Annotated in this window: 9 protein-coding genes and 3 pseudogenes; 7 read left to right on the top strand and 5 right to left on the bottom strand. The window is 57.6% G+C overall.

Going from position 1 to position 11,665, the window contains the following annotated elements; genetic code table 11:
* Window positions 1–153, bottom strand: a pseudogene (locus A3AI_RS49775) (IS256 family transposase); the annotation flags it as partial.
* 293 nt (window positions 154–446) lie between these two features.
* Here A3AI_RS49775 and A3AI_RS44805 point away from each other — a divergent pair.
* Complete coding sequence (locus A3AI_RS44805) at window positions 447–1,085, top strand: hypothetical protein (RefSeq protein WP_051382806.1); 639 nt, start codon at window positions 447–449, stop codon at window positions 1,083–1,085.
* Between the two features lie 293 nt (window positions 1,086–1,378).
* Here A3AI_RS44805 and A3AI_RS48575 read toward each other — a convergent pair whose 3' ends face one another.
* The gene (locus A3AI_RS48575; protein WP_156928178.1) at window positions 1,379–1,660 is read right to left on the bottom strand and encodes a hypothetical protein; all 282 of its coding nucleotides are present in this window, start codon (window positions 1,658–1,660) and stop codon (window positions 1,379–1,381) included.
* A gap of 397 nt (window positions 1,661–2,057) precedes the next feature.
* On the opposite strand from A3AI_RS48575, the gene queD reads away from it, so the two are divergent.
* Window positions 2,058–2,420, top strand: coding sequence for a 6-carboxytetrahydropterin synthase QueD (queD, locus tag A3AI_RS0141105; RefSeq protein ID WP_024521031.1), 363 nt, complete (start codon window positions 2,058–2,060; stop codon window positions 2,418–2,420).
* A 1,217-nt stretch (window positions 2,421–3,637) separates the two neighbouring features.
* Window positions 3,638–3,916 (top strand): hypothetical protein, encoded by a 279-nt coding sequence (locus tag A3AI_RS0141090; protein WP_024521028.1) that lies wholly within the window; start codon window positions 3,638–3,640, stop codon window positions 3,914–3,916.
* A gap of 1,356 nt (window positions 3,917–5,272) precedes the next feature.
* On the opposite strand, the gene A3AI_RS0141075 is transcribed toward A3AI_RS0141090, so the two are convergent.
* Complete coding sequence (locus A3AI_RS0141075) at window positions 5,273–5,554, bottom strand: hypothetical protein (protein ID WP_036051663.1); 282 nt, start codon at window positions 5,552–5,554, stop codon at window positions 5,273–5,275.
* Window positions 5,555–5,647: 93 nt separating this feature from the next.
* On the opposite strand from A3AI_RS0141075, the pseudogene tnpC reads away from it, so the two are divergent.
* The 4 genes and pseudogenes from tnpC to A3AI_RS44790 form a co-directional block, all read left to right on the top strand.
* Window positions 5,648–6,428, top strand: a pseudogene (tnpC, locus tag A3AI_RS44800) (IS66 family transposase); the annotation flags it as partial.
* A gap of 163 nt (window positions 6,429–6,591) precedes the next feature.
* Window positions 6,592–6,996 (top strand): hypothetical protein, encoded by a 405-nt coding sequence (locus tag A3AI_RS44795; protein ID WP_051382802.1) that lies wholly within the window; start codon window positions 6,592–6,594, stop codon window positions 6,994–6,996.
* A 226-nt stretch (window positions 6,997–7,222) separates the two neighbouring features.
* The gene (locus A3AI_RS50425) at window positions 7,223–7,552 is read left to right on the top strand and encodes a DUF736 family protein (RefSeq protein ID WP_502685796.1); all 330 of its coding nucleotides are present in this window, start codon (window positions 7,223–7,225) and stop codon (window positions 7,550–7,552) included.
* 410 nt (window positions 7,553–7,962) lie between these two features.
* Window positions 7,963–9,894, top strand: a complete 1,932-nt coding sequence (locus A3AI_RS44790; protein WP_283807329.1) for an alpha,alpha-trehalose-phosphate synthase (UDP-forming) — start codon at window positions 7,963–7,965, stop codon at window positions 9,892–9,894.
* A gap of 512 nt (window positions 9,895–10,406) precedes the next feature.
* On the opposite strand, the gene A3AI_RS0141055 is transcribed toward A3AI_RS44790, so the two are convergent.
* Both A3AI_RS0141055 and A3AI_RS44785 read right to left on the bottom strand, forming a co-directional pair.
* Window positions 10,407–10,913: an avidin/streptavidin family protein gene (locus A3AI_RS0141055; protein ID WP_024521026.1), complete on the bottom strand. Its 507-nt coding sequence runs from the start codon at window positions 10,911–10,913 to the stop codon at window positions 10,407–10,409.
* Between the two features lie 526 nt (window positions 10,914–11,439).
* Window positions 11,440–11,665, bottom strand: a pseudogene (locus A3AI_RS44785) (IS256 family transposase); the annotation flags it as partial.

The following is an 11,665-nucleotide window of genomic DNA, read 5'->3' as shown; positions in this document are numbered from 1 at the left end:
TGTCAGCTCGGACGTGCTGGCCAGAAACGTGTCGACCTCGATCTCGACCGCCCTGGCGAGCAGGTCGCGCGCCCCGGCGCGGAGGATATCGGTCAGTGGATCGTCAACCGCGGAGGGCTGACGAAAAGCAAAAACGTTGGTAGTCTCGGTCATGGCGTATCGCTCTCCTTGAGGTTCTGGCAGGCTCGACACCCGCCTCGATACGCCGCCTCTCTCAACCCGTCATCACCCAGTTTCGGCCATAGCTCCTCTTGTTCTCCTACGATATCCAGGGCCCCCGACGCACTCTGCTGGCAGCCGGTTCGCCACTGCGCGGCTGAATTGTGACTACCAAGGCTGCGAGCATCAGTGCAAAAACGTTAAATGCAAGTCATCGAAGGGGCTTGAATCGCACGTAACGTCAAGTTGTACGAACTGTGAAATCCGCCCGCTACCAGACACCCAGAATGACGAAGCTTGTTCCGCTCTTTGGTTTTATAGGAATGAACGAAGTTGGGCTCCCGGACACCATCGGGCGCTATGATTTCACCCCCATAATAGCGACCACCCAAGAGGCGCTGGGTGATCGGACTGAACACAGCATCAAATGCGCCTGCCGCGGTGAGGATGGGACGCTGAAGGACGCTGCGGTCACGGCAGTCTCAATCAGCGAATGGGATGGTCCCAGAGGAACGCAACTGGCTTCCGTCGGCACTCACCGAGCGCGTGGCGGATGCGCTGTTGAGGAGCTCTTGGAAGGCGCAAGCTCCATCGTTGGGGAGAACGACAAAGCCGTGGGGGGGGGCGAAGGCTCCGGCAAGGCAGTCTTCAAGTTCGCCTCCGGTGCGGTTGCGCCTCCTTCAGGCAAGACCGTCACAGTGAAAAACCAAGCCGACAGATTTTGGCCGATTCGAGCCGGAGTTCACGGACTGGATTCAATCGGCTCAACTCAAATGAACTTCACGAGCTCGCGCCCATCGCTGTCCAGATTCAGCGCGGACCTGGTCAATGTTCGTTGCTGGCCGATCGACCGCTGCTCAGTTCCCAGATGGTTTGGCCTTGTCCGGCTTTGCGTACGGTCGAACGAGGGCCTTTTACTAAAATAACCCTAGCTCCGGCGCGGAACTGAACGCCGAGGGGCCGCTCGAGCGGAAACTCGCAACCGATATGGCGCACTCAGAAGCAATAGAAAAAGGGCTCTATTGGCTTCGTAGCTGGCGGCGGACTGGTTGCTTCTTGAGCCTGTCATAACCAGCATGCCCTCTGTCGTGCTGATCGACCACAACCACCTTCGCCCGCGCTGCTTCACGACAATTTCGAAAGCTGCATGTTGATTACACATGGCTCACAACGCGAGACACGCAGAGTTTTGCGCTGTCCTCCAGACTCCAGAGCCACTCTAAAGCGACCTCCTGTCACCGGAGTCGATCAATGTACCGAACACGCCGAAAACAACTTCTTCAACTGCTTCCTGCTGCGCAGCGATGCTCTCGGGTCGCTTCTCGACTCCCGGTGGAGCGACTGGGCGCCGCCGTAAGCCAAGCAAACCTGTGGTTCCCGCTTTTAGCGTATTTAAAATATGGGAACAATGCGGCCAGAGCGGATGGAAATGAAATGGTTTGTACGTTTCGGACAAAGCGCGGCGGATAAACACATGCGGGCTTTTTCCTGTTGCCTTCAACCAGTTTAGCTCTTGCGCCAGCCGTGCCCCGAATCGAGGGCGCTGCTCGCGCGGGGATCATCGACCCAGGCAGACGCGGGTCCCCGCACCATTTAACGTAAGCTCTGCTGCTCTCACGCTCTGTCCGGCCCAAGTCGGTCGCATGCCGAGACGCTCAGTGTCCATTGAGAATCTGGGCAGCCCAAATCACGTACCTGCCTCGAAATCACGTCTGGTATCCATTGAAGCTGTTTGCTAGCACAATGGTGATCGCCCGAATCCTCTCGGCTCGGCTTTCGCGAAGGTCGCTTTACCCACGCGGCAGTCGCCTCCTTGCCAACTCTGGAGGCCATCGGCTACTGCCTCACACTTCCGAGCAATGACTAGGCGTTCACTTTCATGGTACCTGGGATATCACATGAAAATAGCTCAAGCATTCAGGTTTGAGGCTGCCCATCGATTGCCGAACGTACCCGCAACGCACCGGTGCCATAGAGTGCATGGACATTCCTATCGCGTGGAGCTCGAATTGACAGGAACCGTCGATGCTCGCACGGGCTTCGTCGCAGACTTCTTCGATGTCGAGCAGGCGTTCGGACCGTTGCTGCGGAAGATGGATCACCAGTGTCTGAACGACATTCACGGATTGGAGAACCCGACAGCGGAGAACATCGCCGTTTGGATCTGGAATGAAATAAAGTCTAAGTTGCCGCAGCTTTCAGGCATAAAAGTCTACGAGACTGCGGATTCATGGGCGGAATACAACGGTGTCGACCGCTGATCCACGCAAGGATCCTTATGATCGAAAGAGCGTGTCAACCTGTGAGGCCCGATATACCTATCGGAATTTAAGTGCCCGATCGACCTCCCTGATGTTGGCTGTAAGCGATTGCATCGAGCGCGCTTTCGTGCGTCTGCACCCAAATGACCCTGCCATGCACCTAATTCGAGGAGTGAGGTTGGCCAAAAAGAAGAAACGGGTCCGCAAGCCCTATACCGCAGTTGATCTTTTACTCCTTAAGCAGCATTCGAGAGATAAAGACGCCGGTATCGAAGATTGCCAAGCTTATGCGGAGGCCCGCAGGATCTCCCCGACAGAAGGCCCTGAAACTTGGAAGCAGTTCAGGTCACCAGCGCTAACGGATTAGGCGCCAACCATATAGCCTCGCCCGGAGTTACACGGGCGCGGCCTCCCTCGTTAGCGTATGCCAAAAAGGGCTCTGCTTGCGAGCTCAAGGGCGGCCCGCTTCCCGCTCATTGGCTCCATGACGGAGTAACGTCGCAGCTACTCATTCGCAGCTCCCCAACGAAACGCAAAAGACCCCGGCGCGGCGGCCAGGGCCCTTCACTGCCGCAGGCGTACATCCGGCCTGAAGCGCAAACTGCAAGGTATCAGTTGGTTGTGATGGTTTTGCGACCCAGCTCTTCTCCGACGCGCATGTTGTGCTAATTCGAATAGCAGAGAACTGTGTTGCTGCCCGAGATGTCCCACCTCAAGCGGCACGCTTCAAGTCAGTTGCAGAGGTCGACGTAAGACATACTATGTGTCTGACGTCCAACACGGTCGGACAAGTGCGTCGCTTGCTTCGTCTCAACCAAACCACAGAGCCTGTGATTTGCATGAGGGGCGCCGCCGATTATTGGCTTATAAACCGACCAGCGACGACGCTGCGCGGAGCTCAAATTGGCTCGACTATTGCTTATGCCCTGGTCGGATCGACCAAGCTGATCAAAAAATTCCTGATCGGAGTTTTGAAATGGTTTGCGCCTCTTCAGCAGACTTCGCTCCAACGTCAAGTGGAGGAACCAGGCCGGACCAGACGGTCAGTTCGGTTGCAGGTCCGATCCTTCTTGCTCTTTGGCAGGATCAGGATATAGCCATGAGCCGAAAAAACTTCTCTTCCTGCGCCGTGGATGACGATCCAGTGGTTTGCGGACAATTCGAAACGAGTGCCCCACTCGGATCGCGGTTGCCAACAGGTTAGGTAGCGGCAAGTTATGGATCAGATCAAGCGAAGTGGCCACGCCGACAGAGTTATGCAGACGATCGCATCCGACGTATCGGTTGATGAGAAATTGGCGAGGTTCCGCGCGCACCGCAACAACATTCATCGATATCGCAGACTGCTTTCAACCGAGTTGTCGGACGTCGAGCGGGCGTTCATCGCGAGGCGACTTGCTGAAGAGCATGACGCGCTCAACAAGCTCTCCGAGCTGACATTCCCCCTCGTGCTCCGAATGCCGGCCTTGGATTCGACAGACCAAAACGGCGCATAGCAAAATCTGAACGTGGCCGCGGAGGACATTGTCAGCGGCAAGGTCAATATGGTTGAAGTCGCTCGAGAGTACCTTTCCGTCTCTGAGGACTGCAGCTTGGTTCTTGATCTCGATTGTTGCGGCTGGTGTAACAAGACTGCACGTTTCCGCAATGCCGGTCGCTTAAGCTCCTCCTTTCGAGGCCCCACCGGTCTTGTCCCGTGCGTCGTAGGCTTCGAGTAGAGCTATTGACAGAAGTTGCTCTAACATCTTGAGCTGTAGCGCCCTAGCATCCAAAATGCATAACTGAAGCTGAGCGATGAGTTTATCGAGCGAAGGTTTGGTCACAGCACGTGGCCTGAATGAGCCCCAACTATTCGCATCCTTATGAAACACGATCTATCTGCAATGAAAGCTGACGAGACAACGGACTTCCTCCTTAGGCTTATGAAGAGCTTTCTTGCTTTAAACAGCAGGCAGCGCCGTCAGAAGCTCACCGCGTTTGCTGAGCGGCTGGTGGAGGAAGAACGGGAAACTCCGACAAGACCGTCCGATTGATCGCAAACCGGCGCGAGCTCAGCGCTGGCGCAGGTTGCCCTCGCTAATACATCCGGCCCCACGCTGGTCCTACCTACCCACTTAGATGTCGCACCCGTTATTCCAACGTTAAGTTGCAGTCAACCCGCGGCTCTTTCTGCATCAGTGTGCTTTCCAAGCTTCAGGATGGTGCGAACCGTACCAATTCTTGCTGGCCATATTCTCGAAGAACTACGTCTTCCTCATCGATCGACTCTGACCTCGTCGGCTAAAGCAGGCGTGTCGATGCCTGCCGATATCTCAAACTATGTCCGGATAGCAACATGTCGGGTTCCTCGTCAGGGGCATCCCGTTGGAAGCGGATGACGCTGATCATTGCCTTTCGAACCTGAAAGAGGCCATTCAGGCCTCGGCTTGTCGCATTGCTCCCGAGCTGCAGTCTTGCTCTCGTCAGTGTGTGGTGAGCTGCTACGACTAACTAGCAGCGCGACTTCAATCGGGGGCTGCTGGGAACAGCGGAAACGCTTCTCGTCAGGCTTTTAAGAGCGAAATCCGTTCATCTTCCGATATTGTAAGGCCAATCGCGAAGGTATTCCGGTCGGCTATCTCAGAACGAACATCAGCTCATGTGGACAGTACCCCGCAGCGTGGCGCCACTTCGCGAAACAGCAGGCAGTTCTCGGCTATGAGCGGGATTTGTATCGTCAGTTATGTTGTTGAGCCCATAGAGGAACAGCTCGTTGTTCTGTTTCGATGTAGATCAGCCGTCCTGGACTGGCGCGAAACCATTGGCGCAGCTTGCGCGCTGTGGATCGGCAAAGAGGCGCGACTCGAAGAATTTCAGGACCGCACCCCTAAAGCTTCTTTCAACTTCGTGAGCACCGAAACGGCATATTCTTCCCGTTCGCGTATGGCGCGCAGCTGGTGCGCCTTGAAGCTCTCAACTCTTTTCATGATTTCATCGCGCTCACAGCCGCCAAATTTGGGGAGGGGAGGCGAAGTGATCGGCTCCGCCGTCGCGCGCGATCGTACACCAAGTGCTTCGATTTTCGAGCCAACCGATTCCACAAAAGTGGTGGTCCGCTTCAACAGGTCGTCTAAATCAGTTTGCCAGTCACTCATAAACAGGCCCCCAGCCGGCATTTGCATCCTGCCACAAGCTGGATTGCCAGGTGCGTTCGCGTAGTTGAAACCTGTGGATGATTTGGCTGTAATCAGATCTACGGACGGCGGTCGGCGCGTTCTTCGCGCCTGATCGAGCAGTTGGCGCTGACATTTGAGGAGCTGGAAGCCGACGCCACCCAGGACGAGCTGGCGGCAGAACGGGCCGTGGCGAAGACGATGATGGTACGTGGATTTGCGCGCCAGCGCCCCGAGCGTCAGACCTTCCCCGAGGCATCTGCCACAAGAACGGGTGGTGATCGATCCGCCGGCAGCTTGTGAATGCTGCGGCAGCAATCGCCTTCGCAAGCTCGGCGAGGACGTAACGCGCACGCTGGAAGTAGTGCCGCGCCAGTGGAAGGCGATCGAGACGGTGCGGGAGAAGTTCTCCTGCCGCGATTGCGAGAAGATCAACCAGGCGCCGGCGCCGTTCCATGCGATCGCTCGGGGATGGGCCGGCCCGAGCCTCCTGGCCATGATCATGTTCGAGAAGTTCGGCCAGCATCAGCCCTTGAACTGTCAGGCCGAGCGCTATGCCCTGGAAGGGGTGCCGATCGCGCTGTCGACCATGGCCGATGCCGTGGGCTGGGTCACTGCGGCCCTTCAACCCCTGCTAAACCTGGTGGAAGGCCATGTGATGGCGGCCGAACGCCTCCATGCTGACGATACGACGGTGCCGGTCATGGCCAAGGGCAAGACCGACACGGCACGGTGCTGGATCTACGTGCGGGACGACCGGCCGTTTGGGGGCGCCCGGCCGCCGGCGGCGATGTTCTACTACTCACGCGACCGCAAGGGCGAGCACCCCCGGGGGCATCTGGCCCGTTATGCCGGCTAATGCTCACCTCTCCATTAGCCGGCTAATCGCGAGTTGGCGGTAATGTGAAGGAATGCCGGTTCGACGCGAGAATATCGAGGAATTCTGCTGATTTGGTACGGACTTTGCTCCGCATTATTTCTCTGCGACCTCTGCAGTCATTTGACCAGCAGAGGAGCCGATGATGCTGAAATCCAATGAAGACCTGATCGCCGAGCTCAAGATCGTACTGGCCGGCCAGCGCTATCACCCGAGGACGATCAGTAACTACTGCGGGTGCGCGCTCAGATTCCTCGATTATCTCGAACGGCGGAAAATCCAGGTTGAGAACGTGACCGAGGCGCTGGTGTCGAACTACATAAGCCATGCGAGTGGGATGTTGCGCAAACGCCATGGTCGATCGGGGCCACACCAGCACCCGACCCGCGCGCCGGAATTCATGCGCTGCTGCGGCTTGTGCAGGCCAGTGGCCCCCCTCCGAAAGCAGCCTGCGCCGCCGAGGCCGAGCGATTTGCGATCTGCGACGAATACGAGGTCTGGCTTCGTGAGGCGCGAGGCCTTGCCCCCGCCAGCATCGAGGCTTTGATCTGGGAGGCCCGGCACTTCCTGACCTGGCAGTTCAGGCGGAACGGTGACAATAGCCTGACGAGCCTGAGGGGGCGACGACATCGACCGCTATATGGAAATGCGCGCGCCGACATTCTGGAGCGAGATCAAGTTGCCGGCACGCAACAAAGAGCGCAAGCGGTTCGCGACGGCGTGACCTGCGCCACTCGATGGTCGTGCACCGTATCCTCGAATGGTAACGGCGAATGCAGCCTTATGTGGCGCGCGTCCCGGAGCCGCCAACAAAAAGACTGCGCGACAACGATCGTCATTATCTCTCGGTCAAGCTCGACGATCCTAGCCTCTCAGCACCGAACGCCTCGCTGATGAAGGCCGAAGACGAGGAGAGCTTTATCCTAATCTGGTCGCGCCGCAGCGGCGACTGGTCCTGCCGGATCAGCCGCTCTGCCTGTTCGGAGGCGGGCCTCTTTGATTGGCACCTAGGCAGCTACGGAAGTAACCACTCTAAGATGCTATTAAGGTTCACGGCTCCAAGCCGTAAACGGGGCCAAACGGGGGTAAAAACGCTGGTTTGAAACCATTACCATTCAGCGGCGCGCGACGCCTTGCAACCCACGACTGTGCGATCACCTCCTCGATCGGAGAGTTATCCGCTCGAACTCGATTGCAGGCGTCAAGGGTGCCATGGCACGCTGCCCGGCATGCAGGCCGGCGCGGTCACTCAAATCGACCTACTGTTTTGTTTCGTCGCTCCTCGAGCATGATCGTTGGTACTGAGTCGCATTCTCCAACAGGCTGAGCCGGGACAGCGCTCCTGCGCCTGCGTTGGGCGACACGTGACGGTGAAAGTACGACCACGTTGAGCGAGAAATCCGTGCGGCTCCATTCGCACTGAGACTCGTCAGCCGACAGCTAGCCGTCCTAGCGTGGGAGGCCCGAGGCTGGTTGCTCGCGATTGCGAGCCTGCGGCAAACGGAGGAATGGGGTGGAGGCATTCAAAATCAGCGATCGGGCAGCCCCTGATTGCGCCAGGTCATCACATGGCATGCTGGAACAGCAGCTGGGGCAAGCTGTCTTTGAGCTGCACCTGAGCGAATCGCAAGAGGGCGGGCCGTCGCAAGCCGATCAAGGACCTTCCCATCCTAATGTCTCTGCCGATACCGGAGAGCTCATCGACAAGGCCTCGCGGGAACGACCTGTGGACCTTGTCGTCGTTTCGAACCGCGTTGCGGCCGGCAAGCCCAATCAACCCATGACCGGCGGCCTTGCCGCCGCCCTGCTCCCCGTGGTGGAACGTTCTGGAGCGGTCTGGATGGGGTCGTCGGGCGAAGTGGGCGATGGCAGTCAGGAGAAAGCGTCTATCCAGGAGCTTGGCAAGGGATCGCTAGCGAGGCTCGATCTGCCGGCCGCGGATTATACTGGCTATTACGAGGGCTTTGCGAATTCGACGCTATGGCCAGCGTTGCATTCGCTGACCGACCGGATCTCTGGCTCGGAACCGGATTATGACAGCTATCGTGAAATCAACGCCTTCATGGCGCGTGCGCTGCTCGACTTTAAGGATCGGGACGCGTTCTGGGGGCATGATTATCATTTCATCCCACTCGGACGCAATTTACGTAAGCTCGGTATCGACAAACCGATCGGCTTCTTCCTGCATACGCCATGGCCGGCGCCCGAGGTGGTGCAATATCTGCCGTATCATCGCGAACTGACCGAGTCCATGCTGGCGTACGACCTGATCGGCTTTCAGACTGAGGCAGACCGACAGAATTTCCTTGCTTGTATCGGCACCGAGTTTGGACTGACCGCCAATAGGGACGGCGGTGTGATCTCGAAGGACGGCCGTCTGACTCAATGCCAAGTGTTTCCGATCGGAATCGATGCGGACAAAATTTGCACAATATGCGGTGGATTCGATCTCGGAACCATATGTCTCATCGCTGCGGCGCGATCTCAATGGCAAGAAGCTTGCGATCGGCGTCGACCGGCTCGACTACACCAAACGCCTCGACAACCGAATCCGCGCTTTTGCGCGTCAATGGATCGAGCGGCCGCGCAGCATCTCGCTGTTGCAGATCGCCACCCCTCGCGCACCAACATCAAACTTTACAGCGATTATCAGGACAATTTCGCGAGGCTCGTCAGCGATGTCAATTTCCGCCAGGGCGCGGACGATTGGAAGCCGATCCACTATGAGCAGGAAGGCCTCAGTCAGGCCGTTCTGGCCGGTCTCTGCCGCACCGCGGACGTTGGCGTGGTCACGTCATTGCGTGACGGCGTGAATCTCGTGGCCAAAGAATATGTCGCGGCGCAAGACAAGAACGATCCCGGCGTGCTGATTTTGTCAAAGTTTGCCGGCGCGGCTGACGAGCTCGAGGGAGCGCTTCTCGTCGACCCGAACAATATTCGTGAGGTGTCCGACGCGATTACGCAGGCGATCAAGACGTCTCCCGAAGAGCGCCGCTCACGCTGGGAGCCGATGATTAAAAAGCTTCGAGACTATACGATCCACGATTGGTCGAAGGACTTCATCGCGCAGCTGCAGAACAGCAGGATGCGCGCGACCGCGGGGGAATTTCCTCCGCAGGACGTGCGAGCGCCCATTGGCTCAGAACGGCGGAACGTCCAGAGCGACTTAAGCGCCGCCTCGAGGTCCTCAGATCTGCCGCACCGGTCGCAATATCGGATGTTTGCCGGCGAGGCCGCAGTGCCAGCGGATTATTTCGGACATATCGGCTTCGGCTGGATCAACGACGCCGAATCGTCTCAGGACGTCCTAATCGACGCTCTGAACAGAGTCTGGGTTCTGCCAAGCCCGGTTGAGCCGACGACAAATCTGCGCGGTCAGCGCGATACGGCGCATCTAAGCGCAGCCGACACGGGAAGTACCCCCGAACAATCTACTCCGCCCTAATACCGTTATCCGTCGGCTTAGCACGCTTGGGCTGAACCCCACGGATCAGCAGGTGTACGCTGCTCGAGGCGTTCCACAGCCTTCCCTGCCGGAGGCGCCTGGTCGAGCCATCGTCGCCCATGTAGTAGCTTGTTGGCTAAGGCGTTGGGTTCTCTGTCAAAAAATATCTCAGTGACGGACGGCGCTCCGTTTCGGGGGCTGTCGTTCACCATGGCTTTGAGGCCGCCAAATTTATTCATACAACTCAGTGGATGCGTTCGCAGGCATGCTTCACTGCTGCTGGCCACTTCCCGCGCAGATCACGAAGCTCCGGCGGTCATCCAGTAATCTCCGCAATGCCCCATCTCAGTATTGCATAGTCGCGCGACCTCCATCCATCGGCGTGCAAACTGGACATAGACCTCGTCGCTTCATGCCACCGAGCGCCGCCCTATCGAATCCTCCTGCTTGCGTCTCTATCGCCTGTCGGCATGACGACGTCTTAGTAAGACGTCGTCACGGCGCAGGTCATGTCATTTGCGATCCTTCGTGTTCGAGAGCTTCTCGCCTGCGCCTCCCTTGGCCGCGTCTCCACCGGCAGACGGCAATTTTGACTTGTCGCCGCTTGTGAAGGTGAAAGTGTCCGCGCCCGCGCTGATGCCATTCCACGCCACCGGCTCGGCAAGAGAAAGGAGCCGGAGCGCCTGAAACCCGGATGTAGAGTTGAGTTGTCCGGTCCACACGGTCGTTGAGCTGCAGCCGACGAAGTTGACCGTAAAACTAATCGCCGCGCCGCCATTGCTCTGGGCAAGCCAACCTGTCATCGCCTGAGGCGCGCCTTCGTCGCAGCTGCTGCTTGCGTTGTTCGTGTAGGTGCCAGAAATCGCGCCTGTGCTTTGGTTATAGCTGTTCACCGCCAGGGTCGAGCCGTATTGGTTGGTCCAGGTCCAGATGGATTGCGCCGCTGCCGGTGCCGCCACCAGCAGCGATAGGCCGGCCGATGCAATCCATCCCATCAACTTCGAGCTCGGTTGAGACATTGTTCACTCCATGTCGTTCTAGAAGGGGAGCGACTTGCTTAAACCGACTCTTCTAAGCATGCAATCTAGGAGTGATTGCTTGTCTACACGAATCCTGGGAGTTGAAATTATTTCAATTCAGGTCTGTTGGGGGAGAAGATCATGCCTTTGTTCCAAACCGGCGTGGTCGCGTTATGGCTAAGATTGCGGTCCGTACGTTGTCATCGAAACAGCATAACGGGCGCACGAGTCAAATGTTGCGTACGTTTCGTACGAAAGCGGTGTGGGACGAGCACGAGAAGTGACTAAATGCCGTTTGATGTTTCTCGCAGCGACGATTCTGTGAGAAACAATGTCAGTATTCGCCTTATGTAGCGGAGACAACAACAACTACCACAAGTAACCAACCGATAGGAAAGACAGCGGACGTTTAAGCCCCGAAAGCAGAACGCTCTTCTGCCAGGAGCCTCTCTCAATGTGAGGCGCTCAAGCTCCGTTCGCGGGATTTCGAGCAGAGCTATGGCTGATTCTGGGTGACGCGGCCTGATCAGGCGGCGTGGCTTTCAGTGGTCGGAATGACCTCGATGCCGTCAGTAAACTTTACACCGGCGATGACCTTCGGCAACTGATTTGTTCCTTTCAGTCGGCGCCATGTCTTCGATGCGGCGTCGATCAACTTGAACACCATCAGCTTCGCGGTTTTCGGCGAGAGCGATCCTTTCGTTCGCACCGTCCGGTGCCGCACCGTGGAGAACACGCTCTCGATCGGATTC

Source organism: Bradyrhizobium sp. Tv2a-2 (genome assembly GCF_000472425.1).
In the GTDB taxonomy this organism is placed as follows: Bacteria; Pseudomonadota; Alphaproteobacteria; order Rhizobiales; family Xanthobacteraceae; genus Bradyrhizobium.
The sequence above is the reverse complement of the archived record's forward strand: the minus strand, read 5'-3'. Positions and strand labels throughout refer to the sequence as shown.